This is a genomic window from Natronincola ferrireducens (assembly GCF_900100845.1).
Lineage (GTDB): Bacteria > Bacillota > Clostridia > Peptostreptococcales > Natronincolaceae > Natronincola_B > Natronincola_B ferrireducens.
The window spans coordinates 16250-42622 of sequence record NZ_FNFP01000005.1 but is presented as its reverse complement, the minus strand read 5'-3'; the positions used below and the strand labels follow the sequence as shown (position 1 = coordinate 42622).

Here is a 26373-nt window from a genome sequence, read left to right as displayed (position 1 = left end):
GTACACAAGTTCATTACCTCCACTTAAAATATGAGTACATACCTATTGGTTTTATGGAAAAAGCAGTAAAATTCATCATAACAATTATAGAGTTTTATAGTAACCCATAATTTTATAAGGGAAAGAACTATAAAAGTTCTTTCCCTTATTTATCGGTATTGAAGGGTTAGTACCCCCAGCCATAGGGTCTTCTCCATATTGCCAATAGGGTTAAAAACCAAAGAAGAAGACTACTACCATATAGAAATTGTCCTTCTACATCCTTTGATAAATGAAGATTATTCTCTGATGGAATATCTTCTGTTAATATGCTCCTCACTATGTGGATTCGTTGTCTATGGCTGTCGGTTACAAAGCCATCCATTTGATATAGTGCATCCAGATTTTTAATGTGTTGCTGCAGTACTTCCTTGGATACCTTACTTTTTACTTCTGCAATTTCTCTATAAACATAGGGTTCTGATAACTCTCCATATTGGGTCATAAATTCATCAAACTGTCCTAGCTCTTCACTAGGAAACATAATCATGTCGAGATTATAGTTTGAAATTTTTTTTGACACTGCTTCCATAGTTCCTTTGCACCTCCTTCGTACATCTCTATTTTCGATAATATATTATGTCCATCTACAAAAAAGGTGCTAGTAAATCCTATTGAAACAGCATATTCTCCATAAATAGATGATTAAATTGGGGGTCTGTGGAAAGGTTGATGGGCTTTGCTGCCTTCATAATAGCCTCTAAATCCTTTCCACAGTTTCTATCTAGTAGATATTTTACTGCCCCTCCAAGGGAAGTGTTGCCTACAAATTTTATTTTATCCTTAAATTCCCTTGGTAGCAGTCCTATCTTCATGGCAGCCTCTATATTAATATTGCTTCCAAATCCACCAGCTAAATAGATACGCTTAATAGCATCATAGTCAACGTCATACTGTTTTATGAGGCATTCTATCCCTGACCTTAAAGCCGATTTAGCCAATTGCACCTCTCTTATATCCTTTTGGGTAAAATTTATCCTATCTCCCCCACTATTTTGGTAGAAAACCACTTCTCCATTTGAAAAAGCCTCCGATAATCTTCCGGTACTATCGATCCACCCATACCGAAGACCCTCGGCCATGATGTCTATAATACCGGAACCACAAATTCCTACTGGTTTCTTATTTCCCATTGTTTCATAGTTGAAGGTTTGTCCATTGTATGTAATAGAAGTGATGGCTCCCATAATACATCCGGTACCACAGGTTATATTTCCACCTTCAAAAGCTGGTCCAGCAGCAGTGGCAGTAGCTAGCATACTATGTTTATTGCCTATGACCATTTCTCCATTGGTGCCTATATCAATCAACATATTAATCTCTTCTGTTTTAGAAAATTCATGATAAAGAACTCCTGCTACAATATCAGCACCTATGTAGGCATCTAAACCCGGAAGAAGGACAACTCCGCAGTCTAAGAGAGGACTATCAAATATTTCTTTAAAACTGAAGGATATTAGTTCCAAAGTAACAGCAGTAAAGGGAAACTGTCCCAATGTCTCAGGGGAAAGCTTTAATAAAAGATGCAGCATGGTGGTGTTCCCAGCTATTGCTATAGAGTATATGTTTCCTTTGTCAATATCAGCATCCTTTAAAAGATTTTCTATTCCTGTTATGATATCCTGTTTAATAAGTTGATTTAAGACTTCTAGCTTTCCAGCGTTAGCCCTTTGAACTCTAGCTATGACATCAGCTCCATAAATTCTTTGGGAGTTCAGCATTGAATAGGTTTTTATTATTTCTCCCTGCTGGAGGTTAATCAAGTGAAAGCCTAAGGTGGTAGTCCCTATATCAATGGCTACACCATAAAGGCCAATGGTTTCCTTATAAAATACATCTACTATGTTTGTATCCTTCACCAGTAGCTGTAGGCTTGACCTTTCATGGAGGCTTGAAGTGCTAATATAAGGGTTTGTTATAACTGATAACCTCTTCAAAGCTTTATAGGATACTTTATAGGTTTTACCTAGGTTTCTTTGGATAGCTCCCACCATACTCTTGGTATCCTGCCAATTCCCATCACTTAGGTCAATATCTATTACTTCAAAACCATGATTTATTCTGTTATTATATCCTTGAAATTCTGTAACAACAGCAAACCCCTTTTCTACTGTTTCAATAGCTATTTCTATGTCACCCTCCGGATAGGCAGAACAGGCAAGCCTATAACCTCTATCTAACTCTTCATGGGAAAAATGCACTTGATCCTTTAAGGTTATCCCTAGGTTTCCTTTTAAAACCTTTATCTTGCATTTTCCACAGGTGCCTCTGCCGTCACAGGGAGCTGATAAATAAATATTGGCTTCCTGCAACAAGCTTAGTATTGATTTTTCCTTATGTATATCTAATGTTTTTGAACCCTCTTGGCTTTTAACAATTAACTTCATCATTTTCTTCTCTCCATAGACAATTTTTCTTGTGGCAGCCCCTACAATCATGCTCCTTGTTTTCATCTAATGATTGTCCCATGTAGACACCATACATCCAAGCCCCAGATTTTTCAGGATCTAGCATATACCCTTCTGTAATCCTTATATCTAAGTCACCCTTTGGATCAATTTTTTCTAAGATAGGTTTTTGAAGTTCCAAAGGAATATTATCCCCTGGAGACAGTTTTTCTGTAAGATTCATATGGTTTTCTTTGGCAAATTCATAAACATATTGACGACTTATTTCCACCATGGAAAAAAGCATGCCATCGGCTAAAGCATTCATAACATATGCCTTTAAATATTGGTTTTCATTGAAATAAGTAGCAATTGATTCTGTTATTTTTCCTCCTAGGGTGACCACCACATACAACGACCTTTGGCTGTCTTCGTAGCTTTTTCCTACTTTTACGTCTAGCTTATGATCTAGGTGATAAATAATTTCAGGAGAAACAACATGCTTTATTTGTTTTTCTAAAAGATCGTATAATTTATTAGTCTCCTTATAAGCAGGACTATCCTCCTGGAGCTGTATGGCTTTAAAAACCCTTTTTTTATCTATTTCAATATTCATAATAGGAATCCTCTTCATCGTTATCACCTTAGCCTTTATATAGGAGCCCCTGCCGAGTAAAAGCTTTATCTTTCTTTCATCTCTCCCCTATTTCCATCATACCCCTTAACAATCTATTATTCAATAATTCTTCAGGTTTTTTATCCTTAAATTTAACCAGCCTTTAGCCTTCTATAGGTTAGTTTTCCTTTTGTTATTTTACAATATATGCTATTATATACATATTAAACCTTATTGATAGAGGGGTTTTAAAAGTATGGACGTTTTAAACACCTTAAAAAACAAAAAAATAATATCTCAAACAGATATTGAAAACTTTAAAATTTATATTTATCAGAAGTACGAAGCTTTGGAGGAAGAAAAAAGGGAGGCTATACTATGGAATTCCATTAGTTATGTTGTGAAAAGAGATTTGTCACATCTGGAGCTTCCTGTTCATGATTCTATTACCCATCATTTTGTGGAGGAAATTCTCCTTAATAAAAAACAAGACCTTTTTGCCGATGAAGTATTTGAAGCCCTTATCTCTAGTCATGAACCCTCCCAACATTTTTTCACTAGCTTAACAAAGTGGGTTAATCAACATATGGATGAGCCATTGCATGAAGATGTATTAGAAAGCTATTATGGTAAAAATCAAGAGGAGGAGGCTGTTGCACCTAATCCTAAGGCTATCCCTTGGGTTTTAAGTTCCTTCATTATATTAATGCTGGCTTTTCCCTTAATCAATAGTCCATCTACTACTATAAACAATAGTATAAACCCCATTGTCTCCTTTGAGGAAGAAGTCCTCCCATTGCCATCTTATGTCACCCTCCGTTTTCAAAATCCTAATAGAAATTTTCCCCATTATTTTTTCTATCGTGATATTGATGAAGGAAATCTAAAGGGATATTTAAAGAAAAGAAATTCTCTATTGATGGATGAGCCTTATTTTACTTATATTGTATCTACTGCTAAAGCCTTTGATTTGAATCCTCTTTTATTATTTGCCATTGCTGGACATGAACAGGCCTTCATCCCAAAGGATCATCCAAATAGTGATGTTATGATCAATAATCCCTTTAATGTCTTTGGCAGCTGGCAAGCCTATAATACTACTTTAGAGGAGACAGCCGCTATTACAGCTAGGACGATTTATAACAGCTTGGGAGATTTACCTCCCCATGTAGACCCCTTTTATTGGTTGAATAGGCGATATGCCGAAGATCCCAACTGGTGGCAGGGGGTTAGAGCTATCTTTTCTATGTTGGAGAGAAATTATTGATAAATTATACTAGATTCTTGTAGTTTGCTTTAAAGCCCTATTTCAAAGTAATTGCCTCCTGTAATAGGGTTTCTATTATTTTATAATCCAACTCTACTTGAAAGTTCTCTGTCCACCGTCGTCGCCCCCCTGTATACATTATCAAGTAAACTCTACCGTTGGGATAAATCTCTAAACCATAAATATAACTGGTCTTTTCACCATTACAGGCTTGTTTCAAAGAACCGGCTCCTTCATAATGGGTATAACCTCTATAATAGGGGCTTTCAATCCCCTTCATTTTCATATAATTTAGTTCTTCTATGTAGCGAATATTTTCCAATGTTTTCCCTTCCAAGCTGTCTATCAATTTCTGTAGGGTTTCTTCATCATCAATAGTTATGGTTTCCCGATGTTGAAATAGATAGGCTGTACTACCATAGGTTGCTTCTACCTCATCCCTTTCCTCCATAGAAATGTAGTTGGGAAGAGCTAAGTCCTCTAGGGCTATAATTTTTTTAGGAGTATACAGGGAATAGAAATTAGATAGGGCTACAATTGCAGATAATAGGAACCCCCCTACCCTTTTAAATTTTTTAAGCTTTTTAAATCCCCTTAACTCTTCTTCCTCTACTTCCTCCTCTGAATCCGTCTTTCTTTTTTTATTTTCTCTTCCTGTTATCCATGCTAACAATAACAAAATCCCTACAAAAATCCAGTAATTCCAATATAAATTGTATTCAGGAGATGCAAAAATCATATAGGCTGACTGAATACCTATAAGAATTAAGAGGGCTCTTAATCCTAAAAACAACTTTTCCTGAAGGGATATAAGTCTATCTTTACTTTCCCTTATAATAGTAATAAGGGGCTTCATAAAAAATCCTGTTATATAGGCTATGGTTAATGCCCCTACAAGAACATGGCCAAAGGCTCTATAAAAAAACAAAAAAACTACTGCAACTCCCGCCACCGCTGTTATACCTGTTAAAACTGAAAAAATCCGATCTTGTTTTTCCTCTATCTTTACTTCATGATTGTCTGACTCCTTCATAACTGCCTCCTTTCCACTCGATGGAACTATGTCTTAACAATTGGTTATGGCTTATTTCTTAACCCTATTATTTTTCTAGATAGACCCTTTAAAACCCTTTATTAGGGTGGAATTTTGTAAAAAAATAGAAATCAGTCAACGTAAAAGTATCAACCAATTTCTACTTATATATATTATGGTATTTCTACAAACTGTCTTTTGTTGCCGCACCAATCCAAAAACCTTAAAAGATCTCCATAGGTTATGGTAACACTGGCGGTATTGACATTAGGGTGGAGGGTCACCTTTTCTTGGAAGGTTAAATCCTTATCGATTAACACTTCCACCTCTTTGTTTTTGTCATAGATTAACCCCATAGGAGATACAGCTCCTGGCTGTAAGCCTAAATGTTTTTCTAACCTCTCATCGGATGCAAAACTTAGTCTGGTGCTGCCAATTTCTCTAGCAATCAACTTGGTGTTGGCTTTCTTTGTACTATCCACCAATACTAAGTAATGCTTATCCCCCTTAGAATTCCTCAGAAACAAATTTTTAAAATGCATTACTTCCATCTTTTCATCTAGTTCTTCTATTGCAGCAATCGTTGCTACAGGGGGATGGGTATATTTTTTATAGGGGATGTTTAATTGTTCCAACACCTCATAAGCTTTTAACTCTTTTTCCTCCATTCCTTCTGCTCCCTTCTTTGGATTGATGTCTATCTTATTTCTTATCCTTTCTTTCCTTAAAAACTATAGTAACCTCATTTTTTTCTTCAACATCTGTAAATCCTTTAATGTTTTTATTGGCAATCTCATATCCATTGTATTGAGATAGTATCCAATATTCATTTGTCTTATTATTTCTGTTGGTTTATCAGGGTATTCCTGCACCTCTTGGATTGTAATATGTCTTCCATTCCATCCAAAGGTATATTTTTCTGGCGGAAAATCCTTGAAATTAAAGAAAAGGGTATTTGCATCAAAAAATTTGGCTTTAGGATAAAATTCTTGGATTCGATCAGCCTCTTCATCAGATAGAAGCTCTAATCCCTGTATCAATACGCCATTGTGGGTAACCTTCATGGTGAGGGGTTCTATGTAAATGTCCTCTACCCAATTTGGTAGGTTAGTAGCAGCATTGATGAAAATAAAGAAGTTGTCATGTTCCTCTATAATCTCCAGTAATTCATCTTCAACATCAATATTTTGATATTTAGCCTCAGTAAAAATCTTATCAAAACTGTCTATCATCTCATCCCAAACACTAATCAATTCAATGGTTTCAATCCTTTGATTTGCATCAAAGAGTCTTTCTCTTCTAAAACCATAATATTGTGTTAAAAGGTTGGAAACATCTTCTTTATCTAAATGAATATTGTCACAAATATCGTTATACACCTTTGCTTGAAAATAGAAAATCAATTTTTTTGCTTCTTCAGGGTTGTTATGACTAGAAACTATAACCCCCTCTTCGTCAGTTTCATCATCTATAATAACGTAGTAAAATCTTGTTAAGAATCTATTATCTAAGTTCTTCATTTATTACTGCCTCCTTCTACTATTAAGCCACCTTCAATATTTTATATTTATGAAGGAATTTATCATAATCATCCTATACAGGATTTGCAAAGTGTAACACCTTTCTTAGATTGATAAAGAAAAGGTTAATCTCCTAAGAAAATTTCTTAACCTCTTCCATAAGATACTATAATATTTACTATTTGTAAATGTTTGTGGTTAAAATATTTATTATTAATAATGAGCAAAAGCCCTTGTATTGGAGTATATTATTTAAAAACTATTTACTTTACAAATTATATGGATTAAAGGTGTCTTTTACACTCAAAGGGTTTTCTCAAAGTAATTGATAAGCTTATGAATTTTTACACCAATAGATAGTTGCATATAGAACTCTATATTCTTATCTTCCATATGAAGTATTTGTTTCATTCTAGTTATTCTATACCTTATTGTATTTTCATGCTGAAACAAACTGTTGGCAGTTTTTTTATAATCTCCATCATTATCTATAAAGTGGATTGCTGTGTGGAAAAGATCCATTTTATACTTCCCATCATATTGCTTCAATGGAAGTATGGTTTTATTATAAAATTCCTTTAATTCTATTTTATGTTTTATAGACATAAGTAAGCTGTATACACCAAGTTCATTATACTCCACCGTCTTTTTCCCCAGTATATTTGAAAAATCACAAGAAAATATGGCCTCTAGTACCGCTTTTTTTAAATCTTTAAGTTCCCCATATTCATTACTTATTCCCAATGTGTAATCTTTACAGGTTGTTTCAACTAAACTTTGAAAAAAATTTTTTAGATTTTTCATATCATTTGATTGATGGGAACTTAATATTACTAAAATCCCATTGTCATATTTTAGTGCTAGCCAAGGGTCCCTGGAATTTATATTTTCACAAATATAATTGAAATTTCCATTATCATTTTCAGCTATTAAATAGAAAGCAATAATATTTTCCATAAAATTATTGTTTAAGTCATAGGCAGCTTGAAGAATTTTTTCATCCTGATCTAATTTTAAAATGCTTTTAATCTTCATTTCATTAATGGTGTCCTCTTTGCTTTTTACTATCAACTCCATAATGCTTTTAATAATATCTGCATAAGAAATATTTTTATCTGCAAGAAATATTGGTAAAGAGTTTTTATTAGCAAGGTTTATAACTTCCTCTGGAACGCTATCAATATATTCGTTAATTATACAAATGCCACTTGATTTTGATTGGCTTAAAATATTAATTAGCTGTAACATAGAATCTATGCTATCCTTTGCAGCAAATAGACTTGATAAATAAAAATCTCCTTTCCTCATTATGCCTTTATCGATAACATCACTACTTATGGGACAATCTACAAAACTTACTCTGTGAATTTCTTTATTTAAACCTTGCTCTCCAGCAATTATGTTGACCTCTTGAAATATATCTAAATCCAAAACATTTCTAACCTTTACTGGCATGGTGGTTTCCCTCCCAATTGTATTATTTAATTTGTTTAAGTACTTTTTATTTAATTCTATATCCCCAGCAAACAACCCTGTTTTGCAGAGATTTTTTAATTCTACAAAATTTGGTCCAATATTTTAAAAACAATCCAAAATCTTATAAACAATAATAAAAGAATAAGACTTATCCTAGGAACCAATGAAGAAACAAATTGGGAGGGAGTTAAATATTCTCTTGAAAACTATGCTAAAGGTTTATAGGGCAGTTACTAATGATTACGACAATGATAAAAACACCCCATCTATAAAAAATCTTTTTTATAGATGGGGTGTTTTGTAATTGAATATTATTTAATTAACTTATCTGCTAAATCCTTTACCTCTTCATGTACTACAATTCCCTTGTCCAATAGCTGTACTCCATCCAACCATATAGAGGTATTTAGGCATATGCCATCGCAATGGGATACGGCTGGAATGCCATCTGGTGGAGCATCCTCTTGACTTTGATAACCAAGACCCCACTCTGTACATCCCCATATTCTTTCATCTTCAACAATATCACCAGTAAGCTTTGCGCCAGGATTAAATCCATAGCAAATATGGGCTAGCCTTAACATATTTGGATCATTAAAGGCTTCCAACCAATTTTTAAAGTCTAAAGCCTCCTTGCCCCCCTCGATATCTACAACTCTTCCCTTTTCTATATGTAGGACTACAGATTCTTTAAGCATTCTAAGGGGTGGTTCAAGAGAACCATCGAAAACTAACTTGCCGTTTATTGTATCAAATTCTGGACACCATCCTATCTGCCCTGAAAGATAATGGATACCCGGTTCATCTGCCTTTCCATAATCACAGCTAAATGGGTGGCTAGGATTATTTTCAAATTCAAGATCTGTACCGGCAGGAGTTGTTATCTTAACTTTCTTTGCAGCTTTTGTCATATCCTTAACCTTAATCATAAATGTTTTTAATAATTCTGTGTCTATCTTACCGATTAATCTAATCATCATATCAGGATTCATACCCACTAGGTTCATGTATCTTAATTTCTTATTCTCTTCCACTGCTCTTTCAAATGGTGTTGAATAAAGTAGCCATTTGTTATTAAACTCTATCCATGCATCTGTATGCTTTAAAGCTCCAGATAATGCATCAACTGGCAAATCAGGATCAGCGGCTTTACCGACTCCCGATGGCGCTGCTACCCAAATAATCATTGGTTTAGCACCGGCAGTGAATACAGCCTGTGCTGTAGCATTAACCACTCTTTCATCGGTTTCAGTATCAGCTGTAATGATAAAGGTCTCACCTTTTTTTGCTTTGAACATGTCTTCCACCAGTGTTTTAGCAGCTTGAACCAATTCGATTTCATAGTACTTCATAAACTACACCCCCTAAATATTTTTGAAAATTTTATCTTGTTAAATATTAATTTAATTATTGTAAATAATTATACAGTACCTAAATAATAAAAACATTAGAATAAATCTAAAAATCAAACTAAATATTTTAATTTTTTCTAAACTAGTATAAATATATTTATTTTTCCTCCCTTTAAATCCACTGATTTTATAATGATATAACTTTAGTACATATAAACTTTTTATCAATTAACCTTTCATTATATAGACTACCCTTAGTATAGGACATCAATATCTACAATCCCCTAGACCCTTGGATATTGTTAATTAATTATCTAAATATGTAGCAATTTCTCGTATAACAAGGTATAATATATATAAGTATTGATATATACTATAATTTTTTCAATCTACTGATCTCAATAAGGAGGTTAGTGGAAGGGGATAAATAATCGCTAAAAATTTATAAGGGGAGGGGAAAATAACATCATGAAAAAAGAATCTGGTTTCTTGAGTCAAAAAAATACCCAAGTAAGTCCTAAGAAGAAAATGATCTATTTTATTTTAGAAAGTAAAGAGACCGGCGATATTTGGACAGACTCTAGGGACTTCAATGATATGCAATCAAGATATTATGAAAATGGATGGACCTATGAGGATGTAAAGGGATCAAAGGGCCGAATTATTTTAGAAAGCATATCAAAATCAGAGTTTGAATCTGTATTGAAAATGCTAAAACCCGTTCCATTAGGTTTTAAGATAGAAGAAGGTTTAAAACAATCATTAGAAAAAATAGCAGCCGTTAGAAATATAGGTCTAATAGATGTAACAACAGAGGCCATCAAGGAATATGTTCTTAAGAATGAGGAATTAATCAAATAATGGATTAATTACAACGCTTGATTTTGTTAATTTATTAACTATTCTATAGCTACAAAACCATTACTTACTTAAAAACAAAGTTTTATATTTATTAAATATTATTGTATTCTTGCTTAAAAACTATTAGCGAGGATTTCTATACAATAAGAAAAAGAATGAACTCTTTTCTTATTGTATTTTATTTTGAACTTGTGGAACTGCTGCCATAGCCTATTCTAATCGTTAATTTCTCATAATATATCCCCCGTAAAGTTTTCTTAGTTCCTTTTCTACTATTTAATATTGTTATATTAAATATCCTCATGTAACAATATTTCTATAACTTATTTAATAGAATAATATCCTCCTTAGAAAATCACTACTTCTATCTTTTTCCATACAATAATACAAAGAGTTATTCTATGGAAAAAGATACTTTCATACTTAGGAGGTGGTGGAAAGTGCTTGAAAATGATTATGAATATAAAATTCAACAATTGATTCATAAGTATATAGATTTGCCTTTTCTTCATAATGGCCGCTCACTAGAAGAGGGGGTAGATTGCCTAGGGCTTGTTATCCTTTTTCTTAAAGAGTTTGAAATCCACATTCCCCATAATGATGGGACTACTGTAACAAAAGATTGGTACAAAACAGACCCTGAAAGACTTATAAAAGGAATTAAAAGCCTCGAGGGGATATCCATCGGTATTAACGAGTTACAACCTTTAGACTTAATCTATTTTGCAATTAATCGTAACATCATAACCCATATTGGTATCATGATCAATAATAAAGAGTTTCTTCATACTAGACCAATAGTAGGAGTTTCAATCCATAGTCTAGAGGGCAGTTGGAGAAGACGATTTAGAGGAGGTCTCAGACTGTCCTAACAATAAAAAACCTAGTGGGTCTCTACAATACTTCTCCCTGCAATATCCACTAGGTTTTTATGAAATTTTACTATTGCATCGATTCAGCATTTTCATATATCTTTTTAATTTCTACCTCATCAATTAAAGAAGATAGAATATGTGCAATTATAATAATTCCAGGTATGTTTATAAATAGTCTTGTAACAGCAAACTTTGCTCCTAAGGCCGAAAGTTCAAATAAAAACATAGGGATTTTTGTAGTAGACCATGCTCCAATAAAAATTAATACATTTCTAAACTTAACTCCTTTTTTCATAAACACAGCCGCAATAGGAAATGCACCATATAATGGTCCTGCTGCTGCTGAACCTAATAAAATGGCTAACAGAATTCCTTTGATTCCTGATTTTTCCCCCATATATTTCATGATTGTTTCCTTTGACACCCACACATCTAGCAGTCCCAAAAGTATAAAAACTGGTGGTATAACTAAAATCATTTCTTTAAAACTGTAACTTGTAACACTGATTGCTTTTCTTCCCATCTCTTTATTGATATAAAATATAATAACCATAGTTAGAACAGTAATAAGAAAAAATCTATATTTTTTTAATAAAGTCATATTCCACCAACCACCTTTCCGATTATATATGCCACGACAAATGCAAATAGAAATGCTAACAAGTTTCTCATAATGGCAAGTCGCTTACCAAAATACTTGATTTCCACAGGTGCTGTAACAACACCTACCATCATCAATGCAGATATAAATGCACCTATCTGCATATATCCTGCTCCATTATTTAATAACATGGCTGCTGTAGGAAACGCTACAAATCCAGGGATTAATGTAATGGAACCAACAACAGCAGAAAAAATCACACCTTGCCATCCTGATTCACTGCCTATTATTTTTGATATTAATTCAGCATTAAATGTTGCAAGTAAGATGCCTACCACCATGATTACTCCTAAAAATTGTGGTAAAATATTTACAAATGATTTCCAAGCCTTTTTTAGAGCCATTGTTGTCTTTTTCTTATCTTGGACATAAGAAATAATTAAAAGTAAGATAACTACTAAATACATTACATAACTACCCATAACTCTAACCCCCTTAAAATTATTCTCTGCATTTTAAAAGGCATCTACCTTGCGATAGATGCCTTTTGACTTCCTCAATTACTAATGATTACAATCATGATGATTACAACTATTATTCATAGAGAATTCAATTAGTTTATTATCTTTCAGCATAACAATATTCTGCAATACAGTTCCATTAATAGCCTTATATACTTTTATACCTTGATTGTTTAGCTTCATTAATGCCCCTCCACCAATTCCACCAACTAAAATAGCATCAACTGTTTCTCCACCCAAAGCCTTAAGGGGTTGACACATTCCATGGGCATGATGTAAATCTTTATTTTCGATGGTTTTTATTTCTTCCCTGTCTAAATCATAGATGAGGAAGAATGGAGCTGAACCAAAATGATTATAGATAATACTGTCTAAACCCTCATTTTCTTGAACTGGAATACATACTTTCATATTCTTTCTCCTTTCGAGTTTTACTTGTTTCTGTGACAACATTTGTTTTTATTTGCTTTACATGATGCTTTACATTCATTTGGCATATGTATACCTAGCTTACAACTATTTATTGTGTGCTCATTATTCATTTGTTCAATAAATTCCACTATTTCTTGAAGTGCTACTTCTTGTAAATCGTAATGAACAAAATATCCTACTTTCTCCCCAACAATAATCCCTGCTTCTTTAAGTACCTTTATATGCTGGGATACTGCTGCTTCAGAAATATCTAAATGTTTTGCAATTCCCTTAGCACATATTTTTCTTCTAAAAAGTATAATTAATATTTTTAATCTTGTTTCATCCCCTAGTGCCTTAAATATCTGTACGATTTGCTTCATCACTTACTCCTTTGTATTTAATTAAGTGTTTCATTAATTAAATAATATTATACTTAATTAGAATTGTCAATACAAAATAAAAAATATTGTTTAAATTACATACTTATCGATACCAACAGAATCTCTTCCAAAAGTATTCTTAGAACCTATATTAATGTTGGTTATTAGGCTCTTAATTAATTAACCGAACCACTATAATTTCTGGTCTATTAAAAAGCCTTTGAGGAAAAATGCTGTTCCCCAGCCCTCTATTTACTATCATAATAGAGTTACCCTCCATGTACTTCCCAGATGTATATTTGGGAAGAAACCCTTGATGGGGGGCTACTAACCCTCCTATAAAGGGCAGTCTTATTTGACCTCCATGGGCATGGCCGGAAAAAACTAAATCAATATTATATTGGCTGTATAGATCAAATAATTCTGGTCTATGGGCTAATAATATTTTAAAGCTACCATCACTAGGTATGCCTTTTGTAGATATATCCAGTGCATTCTCTACAGTATTTTTCTCTGTGTTAATTGTGTAATATGATACTGGGTCATCTATACCTATAATATAAATTTCATCCTGCTGTTTTTCAATTTTGTCAGATGTATTGCGAAGAACTTTAACACCACTATTTACTAAAGTTTTTTCTAACGTCTCAAATCTTCCTGATCGCCATTCATGATTACCAGTTACATAATATACGGGAGCAATTTCTGTAATTTCCTTTATTAATTTAATACTGTGTTCTTCATTATAACGTCTACTATCTACTAAATCACCAGTAAATACAATTAAGTCTGGTTGTGCTTTTTTGATTTTTTTTACTAAAGTTTTCTGTTCCTTGCCAAAGGATTTACCATGTAAATCTGTTAGATGAACAATCTTATAATTCTCAAAAACTTGAGGTAACTTATAGGATTGTATAGTAATTTCTCTAGTAGTAATCATATTGTTTTGAAAATATAAAAACAGTACTAAATTAATCATCAATATAAAAAAAATTGTTGCTTTGTTAATTTTTCTTGTTTTAACAATCATCTTGTCTCCACTCATATTTAAATATTCTCCCCCAACATTTATCTACAATTCTTCATTTGATTTCATAGGGTATCATTGCCATCTGTTTTTGATGTATTGAACCTTAATTGCTTTTTAACTAATTATACAATAAATCCAGTAAAACCTCCATTTTTCATGACTCTACTGAATTTTATATTTAGTTTGAACTTTTAAATTCTGAGACGATTCCTTTGAATAGAACAGTTTAAAAACCTTAAGGACAAAAGATGCTGCAGTATATAAAGAATCCCATAAATATTCACAAAAACTCTCTTGGAAATATTTATGGGACTCTGACTAATCTTTATTCATATTTGTATGTCTTCTTGCTACAAATCCTCAATAAACCTTTAGTAATTTCTATTATAGTTTATACCTTAATAGGATTCAACAAACACTTCAAAATGACCTTGTGGATGAGCACATGCAGGACATAACTCAACAGCCTTTTCTCCTTTATGGATATATCCACAATTGTTGCATTTCCATTCCACAACTGACTCTTTTGCAAACACACTATTGTTTTCTATATTTTCTAGCAGTTTTCTATATCTTTTTTCATGATGCTTCTCTACTTCAGCGATTTTTCTAAAAACTGTAGCGATCTCTGGAAAACCTTCTTCATCTGCTACATCAGCAAATGCTGGATACAATTCATCCCACTCTTCATTTTCACCTTCAGCTGCTGCCAACAGGTTAGCCTTTGTATCTCCTAAACCTACTGGGAATGAGGCAGTTATTTCTACCATTTCACCCTTCATGCTTTCATCAAAAAATTTTAAAAATCTCTTTGCATGTTCCTTTTCATTATCGGCTGTTTCAATAAATAAATTATGTATTTGCACATAACCCTCTTTCTTTGCTATAGCCGCATAATACGTATACCTATTTCTAGCCTGGGATTCCCCTGCAAATGCTTTCATTAAGTTTTCAGCAGTTTTTGTTCCTTTTAATGATTTCATGTACTCTCCTCCTGTATTCTATATATATCAATATAATATATTCTACAAAATTTTACATTTACCTTCTTTTTTCTGCCAAATTTTAAATTGTATAAAAGGGTGTTTTCCTTTGTAATCATAACAAAGTTAGTACCCTATAGGTTATCCATAATAAAAAGCCTCATGGGTATTGGTAAGGCTTATTCCCCTAAGTACCCACTAGGCTTTCAAAATTTTTAGTATAGTTCAATAAGTTAACTAAATATTAATTTGTTCCACCACAGAAGTTAAATAATCTGCTGATTGTGATGCTTTTTTACTAATACTTGTAATTTTTTCTATAGCAGCAGTCTGCTCTTGTATAGAAGCTGCAACCTCTTCCGTAGAGGCAGAATTTTCTTCTGCAATTGCAGATAAATTCTTTAGGGTATCTAGTATTTCATTTTTCATTACTTCCATTTTTTCTGATGAAACGTTTAAGCTTTGTGTTGCTTTTTCTGCTTCCTTTATGGCTGTATCAATTAATATATATTTTTCTTTACTGTTTACTACACTTTCTTCCTGTTCTTTTGAAATACAAGAAACTTTTTCCATAGAATCAACCACAGCCTTTGAATTCATCTGTAGTTCATTTACAACTTCGTCAATTGCTCTAGTAGAATCAGCAGACTGTTCCGCTAACTTTCTGATTTCCTCTGCTACAACAGCAAATCCTCTACCAGCCTCTCCAGCCCGTGCCGCCTCTATCGCTGCATTTAAAGCCAATAAATTGGTTTGTTCTGCTATTGAAGCAATCACATTGCTGGCTTCTCCTATTTTATTAGCACTTTCGTTTGTCTTAATTATTACATCTTGAACATTCTTTGTAGCTTCGCTACTCTCATAGGAAATTCTTGATAAGTCTTGCATTTCCTTTAGACCTTCCTTTACCAATTGACTTACTTTTTGTGTTGTTTTATTTAAGTTCCTCATACAGTCAATATCATCTTCAATGGCGTCTCCTAATTGTGAAGCCTTTGACGAACCTTCTTCTATATTTCTCGCCTGTTCTGAAGCCCCCATGGCGATTTCTTCAACTGCTTTTGCAACTTCATAGGCACTGGTTTTCATATTATTTAAATTTACTGTTAGCTCAGATGTAGTATCATCTGTTTTTTCTGCACTCTTCTGAATGCTTTGAATAAGATCATTCAATTTATTAATGGTTCTATTGGTTGCTATAGCAAGTTGTGCAAATTCACCCTTACCTTTTACTTCAACATTTTCTTTTATATTCCCTGAACTAATTTCATACAGTTTTTTTATATGATTTTTTAGAGGGGTTATTACCATATATTTCATAAAAAACACTATAATAAAATTGATAATTATTATATTAATTACTGTGTTAATATAAATACCTATATGTTCCGTTACAATTCCTAGCTTATTTATGTAACTATTGATGAATCTTGCAATGGGAGTACTGATCTGAAATGCAAAAGTTATAACAATTATCATTTTCAAGGTTATACTATTGATAAAACTAAAATTTAATAATTCATTAATATTGAGAAATTTTTTTTCTGCTTTTGACATATTTTTATTTTCCATCTCCTTAATTTATCTTTTTATCTACATCTACTAATTATTCTACAAAAAATTCTATTTTCCTTTATTTTTCCCATAATCTACTATGTTTCTTAACAAATCCATGTTTATAATAAAAAGTCACTACCGACTTGAACTATATAATCCCTGTCAGTAGTGATTTTATAATAATATAAAATTAATAATTATTTTGCTTGATTAAGGCACTCAATAACTGCATTTTTAATACGGTTTACAGTTAAAGTAGCACCAGTAATTCCGTCAACATCAGGAGAGTTTGCTTCAACAATCCTTGCTGGAATCTGTTCTAAGGCAGGAGCAGCAATTGAAGCTGTTTCCTTGTCAGAAACAATAGTAACATCAGTTATTTTTCCATCTGTAATTGTTACTTTTACAGTCATTGGACCTTCTTGTCCATCAACTGTAGCTTCATATTCCCCATCTTTAAGTTCAACTGACATATCAAATCCTTCTGTTTCCACCTTATCTTTTTGGAAAAGACTTGCATCAAGTATTTCTGAAGAAGGAGCAACAGTGTAACCAGTTGCCAATTCCCCTGTCATTGCAGCCCGTGCAGCAATACGTCCAAATACAATTGGACCCATTACACCTGTACCGCCAGAAACAAATTTACCCCATATACCACCTACAACTTCACCAGCTGCATATAACCCTGGGATTACTGTTCCATTATTATCAAGAACCTGCATATTTTCGTTTGCAGTTACACCTCCAAGTGTAATAATACAAAGGGCACGTAGAGGAACTGCATAATATTTATCCCCTTCAATTTTGTTTGCACCAAGGTTGAAGGGAGTAACTGTATCATCGTATTTACGTCCAAATTCATCTTCACCTTTTGAACCTACAGCTTGGTTATAGTCTTCTACAGTTTTCTTTAAATTTTCTTCTGGAACACCAATTTTTTCAGCAAGCTCATCTAAGCTTGAAGCTGTTACAACAGTTCTCTCTCCAGGGGTACCTTCACCAAATCTGTAATTGTACATACCTGCTGCATTGTTAGCAGTTAGGTCCTCTAGGATTTTATCTGTAAAAATATCATATTGAATTGCATCTGTCTGTTCTTCTAGTGCAACTTCACGGATAGAGTTGTTCGGTTCTGTTTCATCCATGAAACGATTACCTTCTTTATTTATACATATACCACCAGTTTTCCATGTATAAGTAGAAGCAATTATACCTGTACCTGGATTATCTGCACTTTCAAGACCCATTGGGAAAGTTGGTACATAATCCATGTTGTTGATTGCAGCACCCACTTTCTGCATCATAGGTAGAGCATTTCCATCAGCAGTAGCTGGACTTCCTGTTAGGTATGAACTACCATAAAGTGTGAATTCACCCATAAGTTTATGGTTTGCTGAGTAACCACCTGTAGCTACTATAATACCTTTTTTAGCATCATATCTTGTTGCTTTGCCAGTATCTAGGTGTTCACCAATTACAGAAAGTACCTGACCTTTGTCATTTGCAATAAGTTCTGTTCCTTTTGTATTATAAACAATTTGGATTTTGCTTGCATCCTTTACTACTTTATCTAAAATTTCATGTGCTGCAGCCTTGTAGTTCACAGGGTCTTTTGCTTTGGGCTTGTAGGTACGGGGAATGGAGTAAAGAGGATGCTCAGGAGCAAATACAGCTCTTTTACCTTCTCTATCCGTCAAAAATTCGTAATCCTTAAGACCATTGTCCCATAACCATTGGAAGGTATCTACACCTTCCTCTGCAAATAATTCTACTAGCTTACGATTTGGCTTGCCATCAAAATCACTACCTGTTTTTATAATATCTTCTACAAATGATTCTAGAGTATCTTCAATACCATCTTCCTCTTGAATAATTGTCTGAGCAGCAGACATAGAACCACTTGTAAAGTTTAAAGCGCCTCCAGTTTTATTAGTCATTTCTAAAATAATAACACTTTCTGCTCCATTTTCAATAGCTTCATTAGCAGCAGAAAGACCAGCTGCACCAGCACCAATAATAACTATATCAGCAGATTCTGTATTATCATAATCCTCAGGCGTTGTAGTTCCTGGCTGTGTAGAATTGGTCGTGCAACCTGTAAAAACAGACATTACCATAATAAGAGCCAACAATAATGCAATACGTGATTTCATTTTTTTTCCTCCTTGTAGTTTGATTAGTCAATTTGTTTACGAAAGAACAATTCAATTTTATTATTAAAATAAATTTTTAACAATGTTTATTTTAATACTATTTTTAAATAAATCATAACTAAGTTTCCCAACATATGATAGAATAATTATAAATATATCTCTGGTTAGTCAGTACTACAGAATTTAAATAAGTATAAGGGGCTGAAAAGTTGAAAACAGTCTATGGTAGCAAATCTATGTATAAGGACTCATTGACTAAAAAATTGGAAGAGTTTGATTATAGCCTGTTACAATTTGGGGTTTTGGAGAAATGTACAAAAGATACTATTTCTAACGAAATCTCTACTAGCTTTAAGGCTATCGTATTTACAGAAGGAAAGTGCATCATTCAATATCAGGAAACAGAATATTTTCTAACCAAAGGGGATGTGCTTCTACTTTCTCCATACATTATGTATAATACTCACTTTTTGGACAAAGTTTCTGTTAAATATTATTATCTTTATTTTGATGTAATACCCGACAGAAAGCGCAGTGAATTTGCCCAGCTTTTCAGGTGCGATGGACTTGCTATATATCCAAAACTAGTTAGTGATCATGTCTTCCCTATGATTGAATCCTCCTATAAAAATATCCAACAAAACCGCCCAGGTTGTAATTTTTCTGCAAAGTTAGTTTTATTACATCTACTACTGGCTATGCAGCAAAACCCAGTGGACAGTCACAAAAAAAATACTGACTTGACAGAATACAGTGCATGGGAAGGTGTTATTATACGGAACTGTATGAAGTATATAGATAGCCATATGAATAAAAATATAAAAGTAGAAGATCTATGCTCTCATTTAGGGCTATCTCAGGCATATTTATATAAATGCTTTAAAAAAACCTTTAAATTATCTACTAAGGAGTTTCTATCTGTTTATCGCTTTCGCCATATTGAAACTGAGCTTGCCCAAAGTAATCGTCCTATTCATGAAATATCAGAACGATTCGGGTATCCCTCAGTATATTGCTTTAGTAGTGTTTTTAAAAAACGCTATGGTATATCTCCACTAAAATACCGACAAAATTGTCAAATAGGAATAACCGGTTCTTTAGAACTGGATAACTCGGATAAAATTAAAAAGTTTGATTAATAAATATAGTAAAACAACATGGTATAAGGAGGATTTTTCTTCTTACTTATTTTGAAACCACTAACGGAAATTAAATCAATTCTTTTATTTAAAACATGAATTGAAAGAATTGATGCAACTTACGTTTAAATTTATCTACATTTTTACAAAATATATAATTTCCTAGTGGTTATAAAAAAGACCCTGTTCTAGGGTCTTTAGGTTGTAAAAAAAGTCTTAGTTTTGAATTAAAGCTTCTAAAAGAGGTTGTAGATCTTTAATAGTATCTATTTCATTAAACCAAATATTATGTTCCTTAGCATAATCAGAGAAAAAACAATCATGATTCCCATCTTTAATTACGATAATTCCGTCAGCTAATGGAAACGAATTACGTATAAGCTTATCAGATTCAACCCCTCGTCTGTTAACACCACCCATATGAATTAATATTATGGTTGTTTCATCTTTTACATGTTTATTTAACTGATGAATTCTTTCTAATTCTTGATCTAGCGTAACATTTGCAAAATTCATTCCCTTTTTGCTAGACCCTACAGCAACAAGAAGTGTATTGTAATTATGTATATCCTCAGCAGTTAATTGTGAATTGCAGGCATAATCCAGCTGCATAGTCTCCAAAGCACCTTGAAGAATTATTAAATCAATGCTTTGACCTATAGAAGTTACAGCTAGTGGAAAGGTTATGATAGGCTGCGTTGAATCAATGGTGTCAATATTAGAGCCCTCACCTTCGGTTACACTGCATCCCGATAAGATTAAAGGAATTAATATGAATATAGCACCTAATGTTTTTTTCATAACCTGCTTACTATTGATAATATCCTTTTGAAGATTAATGATATTGTACAAAGCAGCTTCTCCTTTTCCAATATTAATTAGATATACATCTCTTATTATAGGATGGATTAAAGAGTTTTTTATCACTTAAATTTTATTATAGCATCAAGGAATTATAAAAACCATAGGTTGCATTAAAAAAGATAGAAAATATAGAAAAAGAGAAAAAAAGAGAATAAATTGACTCATATAATATAAGTGCTATAAGATTAACTTATCTTATATGAAAAGGAGTGAAACTGTATGAAGTTAAAGCATAAGGGATTAACCATAGGTTTAATCCTAATTTTGATCGTGAGTGTACTTAGTGGATGTACTAGCAAAACAAAGGTAGAGGTTCAGCAACAAGAGGAAGTACCCTCTACTGAAAAGGTAGTCTACAATACTGCATTACACGCTAATGGAGAAAATGGTGCTGTATCCTCTGGAAGAGTAGAAGCTACTGAAGTAGGACTTGAGGTTTTGAAAGCAGGTGGTAATGCAATTGATGCTGCTGTTGCAACTTCTTTTGCTATTCAGTTCTTTGAGATTGAATCTACAGGGATTGCTGGAGGGGGCTTCATGTTAATTCATGATGCTAAGTCTGGAGAAGATGTTGTTATAGACATGAGAGAAACAGCTCCAGCTGCTACAACACCTGATATGTTCCTTAACACAGATGTTTTGGACACTAATGGAGATGGAGAGGTTGATTATTATGAAGCCAATTACCATCCCTTAGCTATTGGGGTTCCAGGTAATGTTGCTGGTTTAGAATTAGCCTTGAACACCTATGGAACGATGTCTATGCAAGAAATTATGGATATTGTTTGTGCTAAGGCAGAGCAAGGTATTTATGTAACCAATAAAGTTGAATCAGCTATTGCAGAATGTTATGGTTATATCCAAAACTATGAAGCTTCTAAAGAACTGTTGCTTAATGATCTAGGCTTACCTTATGTAGAAGGAGATATTATCTATAATCCAGATTTAATCGAAACCTACCAAAAAATTGCCAAACATGGTTCTGAAATCTTCTACAAAGGTGAATTAGCTCAAAAGATGGTAGATGAGATTCAAAAGCAAGGTGGTATTTTAACCATGGAGGATTTGGTAAATTATGAAGCGACGATCATAGAGCCTTCCACAGGTACCTACCGAGGCTATAAGATTGTTTCCTCACCACCACCAAGCTCAGGAGGAACCCATATTATTCAAGGACTTAATATTTTAGAAAACTTTGATTTAAAGGCTATGGGTCACCGTTCAGTAGATGAATTTTTCTTGTTACAAGAAATTGGAAAATATTTATATACAGATCGTGCTAAATATATGGCTGATACTTTATTTGTTGATGTTCCACTTAAGGGGCTTACATCTAAAGCCTACGCAAAATCAATAGCAGATAAAATTGATTTAAATAAAGCTGATAATGAAGTAACAGCAGGAATGCCTGCTGATTATGAAGCAGTGGATACCACTCATCTATCTGTTATTGATAAAGATGGCAACATGGTCTCCTATACCAATACAGTAAATAATTATCTTGGTAATGCAATGGTAATCCCAGGAACAGGTATCATTATGAATAATGAATTAACAGATTTTGATTTCTCAAATCTAGATTCCATTAATGCACCTAAGCCAGGTATGAGACCATTAAGCAGCATGAGTCCAACCTTTGTATTTACACCAGAAGGTGAGCCATTGATGTCTTTAGGAACACCAGGTGGATACACTATATTCTTTACAGTGCTTCAAAACATTATAAATGTTATTGATCATGGTATGGATGTAAACACTGCTATCAATATTGAGAGATGTTCTTATCACCCAGCAGGTGCATACTATGGTGAGGAATTCTACTTATATATTGAACCAAAAGACGATGAAACAAGTATTGATGAAAAAATTCTTGAAGAATTAAGGGCAAGAGGACAAATTGTTGCGTCCAAACATGATTATTATGGTTCTACTAATGCAGTTTATAGAGATACAAAAGGATTCCATGCTGTAGCAGATCGAAGACGTGATTCCCATGCAGGAGCATATTAAAAATTACACAAAGGAGATAATCAAGTTGAAGAAAATAATAATGATAATGCTTGTAGTACTTATTTGTATTAATATTTTGGCCTGTGGAAGTGAAAAACCTCAAGAAGCTACAGATTCTATCTCAATACAAGATATAACTGAGGCTATGGCAGAAACCCCAGTGCTTCTTACATCAGCAGGACAGAGTGCTGATTTTGATATTGCAAAAACACTTATGGATAAAACCGGAATCGATTATGAGGGTAATGCAACAATAACTGCTGGCCAGCTTAATAATCAAGCTACACTTATGGTTGCTGTTGGAGGAAGCTCTAAAGGGTTAGGAGCTGCAGGCATTGATGCAGATGATGAACTAAAAAGAGTGACAGAAGTAATTGCTAAGGCAAAAGAGGATGGAATGACTATTATTGCACTTCATATTGGTGGAGAAGGTAGACGGGGTACTTTGTCAGATCGTTTTATTAACGCAGTATTGCCGGAATCAGATTACATTATTGCGGTAGCAACAGGAGATACTGACGGTCTCATGAGCAATATTGCTGTAAATAATGGAATTCCTATGGCTAAGGTAGATACTATTGGAGAGGTCATTGGTATTCTTACAAAGACATTTAAATAGCAGTTTCTGATATTTTTAGGTTTCCAGCTAACTACTGGAAACCTAATTTAAAAAAACATAAGTTTTGTTCATGAGAAATGGAGGTAATTCCAGTGGAATTAATAATTTTTATACTTATGGTTGCAGCCTTTATGATTGGTTGTTTTAAATTAAAGCTACCAGTAAGTTTGTCCTTAGTAATTTCTTCTATATTGGGACTATTGGTATCTGGCAATGGTCTCTCAATAAGACATTTGGTTGAAGGTACCTTTGGATACATTGATGCTATTCTTATTATTGCTACAGCAATGATTTTTATGAAAGTTGTACAGGAATCAGGAGCCTTGACAGCAATAAGTAATGGTATTATTAAAAAATTTCATAAGCAACCTGCTATACTTCTTATTCTATTAATGTTTATTGTTATGTTCCCAGGTATGATTACTGGGTCATCAACAGCTGCAGTTTTGACTGCTGGTAGTCTTGTAGCCCCTGTATTGATACTAATGGGGATACCAAAAGCATCTGCTGCAGCTATCATTGCTATGGGCGGTATGATGGGAATGATTGCACCTCCAGTCAATGTTCCTGTAATGATTATTGGTGGTGGTGTAGATATGCCTTATGTAGGGTTTACCCTTCCGCTGTTTTTTATGACAATCCCTATAGCAATCTTTTCAGTTCTTTTTCTAGGCTATAAACACGTTAAAGCTAATGACTTTGACAAATTAATGCAGGAAATGAATTTTAAAAGAAAAGATAATAAAGGGATACTTATATACTTGCCTATTCTTGTTGTAATTGTATTAATGATAGGCGGCAAAATCTTTCCTAAAGCTATACCAAATTTAGGCATGCCACTAATATTTTTATTAGCTAGTTTAGTTGGTATCTTTACTGGAGAAAAAGTGAACTATTTCAAATCTTCTAAAGAAGCCATTCGCGATGCTCTTCCCGTTCTAGGTATATTAATGGGAGTTGGGATGTTTATACAGGTCATGACACTTACAGGGGTTCGAGGACTTATTGTTGTTAGTGGTCTCAGTCTACCAACAATTCTACTTTATATATCTATAGCTATCACGATCCCATTATTTGGTGCTGTATCTTCCTATGGCTCTGCCTCCGTACTAGGTGTACCCTTTTTATTGGCACTTTTAGCAAGGGATCAAATTATTACAGCATCAGCTTTATCTCTTATAGCAAGTACAGGAGATTTAATGCCTCCTACAGCTTTAGCAGGTTTATTTGCTGCGCAGGTGGTTGGTGAAAAGGACTATAAACTTGTTTTGAAAAAATGTGTAGTGCCAGCCATTGTAACAGTTGTTTTTGGTCTTCTTTCCATCGTTTTTGCCAATGTTTTAAAGACATTTTTAGTGTTATAGAGGGGAGGAATTTAGATGATTACAATAGTTTATCGATTAATAATTGTATATATCCTTGGCCTTGTACTATGGAATTTATTTGAGGAAACAGAAATCAAAATGCAAGCCAATAATGCTTTAGTAATTATCCCTCTTATACTTCGTGTATTAATGATTAAATAAAGGGGTGGAACAATGAAAAAACATCAACGTATAGCAATAGTATTTTTATTAATAACATTAATCATTACAGCATTAGCAGGAAAAAGCTTTTCACAAATGTACCACAAAGATCCAATGATTAAAGGACCTGGGGTTACTGAAGTTAGAATGCTAAGTGAATATTCCCCAAATATTAAGGGGACATCTTCTGATACTGAAATATATATTCTAAAAGGTGAAAAACCTGGTGGGAGTGTGTTGATATTAGGGGGAACCCATCCAAATGAACCTTCAGGGTATCTTACAGCAGTATTACTTTTAGAAAATATGAAGCCTGAATCTGGAACGGTATACATCATTCCACATTCGAACGCAAGTGCCTTTACCCATAATGACTCTCAAGAAGGTTCACCTCAAAAATTCAGTATTAAAACACCTTGGGGTGAACGCTGGTTTCAATATGGTTCTAGAGCAACAAACCCTATAGACCAATGGCCAGATCCTGATGTATATATTCACGCTGCATCAGGTCAAAAACTATCCGGTAGTGAAACGAGAAACTTAAATCGTGGGTATCCTGGTAGAGAGGATGGTACACGTACAGAGCAAGTATGCTTTGGGATTGTAAACCTAATTAATACTGAAGGTATTAACATGACCTTTGATCTACATGAGGCATCACCAGAGTATCCTGTCAACAATGCAATTGTAGCCCATGAGGATGCTATGGGGATTGCATCAAGTGCATTAATTAATCTACAAATCAATGGAATTCAATATGGACTTGAACCATCTCCACCAAATCTTCGTGGGCTTACCCATAGAGAGCTTGGAGACTATACAGATACATTAGCAATTCTTATGGAGACTGCTAATCCTTGCCAAGGAAGGCTGCGTGGTAAAACAGATGCTACATTAGCAGTTGAAGGTAAAGACAGTGGCTATGTAAAAGCTGGCAAGCTAGGATATCTATATGTGCCCTTCGATGATAATGGACATCCCATTTCTGAGAGGGTGGCAAGACATACGGAAGCTATTATGGAATTTCTTAGGGTTTTTACAGATACCTATCCTGACAAGCCCATAGAAGTTAACGCTGTTCCAGATTATTATGATATAATAAATAATGGTATCGGAAATTATTTATTAAAATCAGAATAAATAACAGAGA

General features: G+C 33.6%; 26 protein-coding genes. 9 read left to right on the top strand and 17 right to left on the bottom strand.

The annotated features are described in order from the left end of the window. Positions 1-166: 166 nt before the first annotated feature. From BLS22_RS10880 to BLS22_RS10870, 3 genes are all read right to left on the bottom strand, one after another. The gene (locus tag BLS22_RS10880) at positions 167-571 is read right to left on the bottom strand and encodes a hypothetical protein (protein ID WP_090553788.1); all 405 of its coding nucleotides are present in this window, start codon (positions 569-571) and stop codon (positions 167-169) included. Between the two features lie 79 nt (positions 572-650). Beyond that, positions 651-2492, bottom strand: a complete 1842-nt coding sequence (locus BLS22_RS10875; RefSeq protein WP_090553787.1) for an ASKHA domain-containing protein — start codon at positions 2490-2492, stop codon at positions 651-653. Continuing rightward, a complete protein-coding gene (locus BLS22_RS10870) occupies positions 2410-3042 on the bottom strand; it encodes a hypothetical protein (RefSeq protein ID WP_143011281.1) in 633 nt (210 codons plus the stop codon). The genes BLS22_RS10875 and BLS22_RS10870 overlap by 83 nt, the downstream gene beginning before the upstream one ends. Positions 3043-3298: 256 nt before the next feature. On the opposite strand from BLS22_RS10870, the gene BLS22_RS10865 reads away from it, so the two are divergent. Then, positions 3299-4309, top strand: a complete 1011-nt coding sequence (locus BLS22_RS10865; protein WP_090553785.1) for a glucosaminidase domain-containing protein — start codon at positions 3299-3301, stop codon at positions 4307-4309. A 37-nt stretch (positions 4310-4346) separates the two neighbouring features. On the opposite strand, the gene BLS22_RS10860 is transcribed toward BLS22_RS10865, so the two are convergent. The 5 genes from BLS22_RS10860 to BLS22_RS10840 all read right to left on the bottom strand — a co-directional run bounded on the left by BLS22_RS10860 (position 4347) and on the right by BLS22_RS10840 (position 9690). Further along, positions 4347-5342 carry a hypothetical protein gene (locus BLS22_RS10860; protein WP_090553784.1) on the bottom strand — a complete coding sequence of 332 codons (996 nt, stop codon included), beginning with the start codon at positions 5340-5342 and terminating at the stop codon, positions 4347-4349. Positions 5343-5515: 173 nt separating this feature from the next. Beyond that, positions 5516-6010: a prolyl-tRNA synthetase associated domain-containing protein gene (locus BLS22_RS10855; protein ID WP_090553783.1), complete on the bottom strand. Its 495-nt coding sequence runs from the start codon at positions 6008-6010 to the stop codon at positions 5516-5518. Positions 6011-6073: 63 nt separating this feature from the next. Continuing rightward, positions 6074-6862, bottom strand: a complete 789-nt coding sequence (locus tag BLS22_RS10850; RefSeq protein ID WP_090553782.1) for a hypothetical protein — start codon at positions 6860-6862, stop codon at positions 6074-6076. A gap of 303 nt (positions 6863-7165) precedes the next feature. Next, a complete protein-coding gene (locus BLS22_RS10845; protein WP_090553781.1) occupies positions 7166-8317 on the bottom strand; it encodes a PucR family transcriptional regulator in 1152 nt (383 codons plus the stop codon). A 332-nt stretch (positions 8318-8649) separates the two neighbouring features. Next, the gene (locus tag BLS22_RS10840) at positions 8650-9690 is read right to left on the bottom strand and encodes a 2,5-dihydroxypyridine 5,6-dioxygenase NicX family protein (protein WP_090553780.1); all 1041 of its coding nucleotides are present in this window, start codon (positions 9688-9690) and stop codon (positions 8650-8652) included. Between the two features lie 468 nt (positions 9691-10158). Between BLS22_RS10840 and BLS22_RS10835 the strand changes: the two genes are divergently transcribed. Both BLS22_RS10835 and BLS22_RS10830 read left to right on the top strand, forming a co-directional pair. Then, on the top strand, positions 10159-10551 hold the full coding sequence (locus BLS22_RS10835) for a hypothetical protein (RefSeq protein ID WP_090553779.1): 393 nt from the start codon (positions 10159-10161) through the stop codon (positions 10549-10551). Positions 10552-10991: 440 nt separating this feature from the next. Beyond that, on the top strand, positions 10992-11423 hold the full coding sequence (locus tag BLS22_RS10830) for a C40 family peptidase (RefSeq protein ID WP_090553778.1): 432 nt from the start codon (positions 10992-10994) through the stop codon (positions 11421-11423). A gap of 70 nt (positions 11424-11493) precedes the next feature. Here the strand turns inward: BLS22_RS10830 and BLS22_RS10825 are convergent, their stop codons facing one another. The 8 genes from BLS22_RS10825 to BLS22_RS10790 form a co-directional block, all read right to left on the bottom strand. After that, positions 11494-12027 carry a permease gene (locus tag BLS22_RS10825; protein ID WP_090553777.1) on the bottom strand — a complete coding sequence of 178 codons (534 nt, stop codon included), beginning with the start codon at positions 12025-12027 and terminating at the stop codon, positions 11494-11496. Next, the gene (locus BLS22_RS10820) at positions 12024-12509 is read right to left on the bottom strand and encodes a permease (RefSeq protein ID WP_090553776.1); all 486 of its coding nucleotides are present in this window, start codon (positions 12507-12509) and stop codon (positions 12024-12026) included. Before BLS22_RS10820 ends, BLS22_RS10825 begins: the two co-directional genes overlap by 4 nt. Positions 12510-12590: 81 nt before the next feature. Beyond that, positions 12591-12959, bottom strand: a complete 369-nt coding sequence (locus BLS22_RS10815) for a NifB/NifX family molybdenum-iron cluster-binding protein (RefSeq protein ID WP_090553775.1) — start codon at positions 12957-12959, stop codon at positions 12591-12593. Positions 12960-12979: 20 nt separating this feature from the next. Next, positions 12980-13342 (bottom strand): ArsR/SmtB family transcription factor, encoded by a 363-nt coding sequence (locus BLS22_RS10810; RefSeq protein WP_090553774.1) that lies wholly within the window; start codon positions 13340-13342, stop codon positions 12980-12982. 172 nt (positions 13343-13514) lie between these two features. Continuing rightward, positions 13515-14387, bottom strand: a complete 873-nt coding sequence (locus BLS22_RS10805) for a metallophosphoesterase (RefSeq protein WP_244269528.1) — start codon at positions 14385-14387, stop codon at positions 13515-13517. Positions 14388-14770: 383 nt separating this feature from the next. Continuing rightward, positions 14771-15355: a rubrerythrin gene (gene rbr, locus BLS22_RS10800; RefSeq protein WP_090553773.1), complete on the bottom strand. Its 585-nt coding sequence runs from the start codon at positions 15353-15355 to the stop codon at positions 14771-14773. A gap of 237 nt (positions 15356-15592) precedes the next feature. Further along, positions 15593-16912 carry a methyl-accepting chemotaxis protein gene (locus BLS22_RS10795; protein ID WP_244269527.1) on the bottom strand — a complete coding sequence of 440 codons (1320 nt, stop codon included), beginning with the start codon at positions 16910-16912 and terminating at the stop codon, positions 15593-15595. Positions 16913-17109: 197 nt separating this feature from the next. After that, positions 17110-19065, bottom strand: a complete 1956-nt coding sequence (locus BLS22_RS10790; RefSeq protein WP_090553771.1) for an FAD-dependent oxidoreductase — start codon at positions 19063-19065, stop codon at positions 17110-17112. A gap of 209 nt (positions 19066-19274) precedes the next feature. On the opposite strand from BLS22_RS10790, the gene BLS22_RS10785 reads away from it, so the two are divergent. Next, positions 19275-20204 carry an AraC family transcriptional regulator gene (locus tag BLS22_RS10785; RefSeq protein WP_090553770.1) on the top strand — a complete coding sequence of 310 codons (930 nt, stop codon included), beginning with the start codon at positions 19275-19277 and terminating at the stop codon, positions 20202-20204. Positions 20205-20420: 216 nt separating this feature from the next. Here BLS22_RS10785 and BLS22_RS10780 read toward each other — a convergent pair whose 3' ends face one another. Further along, complete coding sequence (locus BLS22_RS10780) at positions 20421-21056, bottom strand: DUF6305 family protein (protein WP_090553769.1); 636 nt, start codon at positions 21054-21056, stop codon at positions 20421-20423. Positions 21057-21287: 231 nt separating this feature from the next. Here BLS22_RS10780 and ggt point away from each other — a divergent pair, with 231 nt between their 5' ends. The 5 genes from ggt (at position 21288) to BLS22_RS10760 (ending at position 26363) form a co-directional block, all read left to right on the top strand. Beyond that, positions 21288-23078, top strand: coding sequence for a gamma-glutamyltransferase (gene ggt / locus BLS22_RS10775; protein WP_090553768.1), 1791 nt, complete (start codon positions 21288-21290; stop codon positions 23076-23078). 25 nt (positions 23079-23103) lie between these two features. Further along, entirely contained in the window at positions 23104-23697 is a 594-nt protein-coding gene (locus tag BLS22_RS10770; RefSeq protein WP_090553767.1) for a DUF6305 family protein, read from the top strand. Between the two features lie 92 nt (positions 23698-23789). After that, positions 23790-25061 (top strand): TRAP transporter large permease subunit, encoded by a 1272-nt coding sequence (locus BLS22_RS10765; RefSeq protein WP_244269526.1) that lies wholly within the window; start codon positions 23790-23792, stop codon positions 25059-25061. 15 nt (positions 25062-25076) lie between these two features. Then, positions 25077-25223 carry a hypothetical protein gene (locus tag BLS22_RS15150; RefSeq protein ID WP_176762144.1) on the top strand — a complete coding sequence of 49 codons (147 nt, stop codon included), beginning with the start codon at positions 25077-25079 and terminating at the stop codon, positions 25221-25223. 12 nt (positions 25224-25235) lie between these two features. Continuing rightward, the gene (locus tag BLS22_RS10760) at positions 25236-26363 is read left to right on the top strand and encodes a M14 family metallopeptidase (protein WP_090553766.1); all 1128 of its coding nucleotides are present in this window, start codon (positions 25236-25238) and stop codon (positions 26361-26363) included. Positions 26364-26373: the final 10 nt, after the last annotated feature.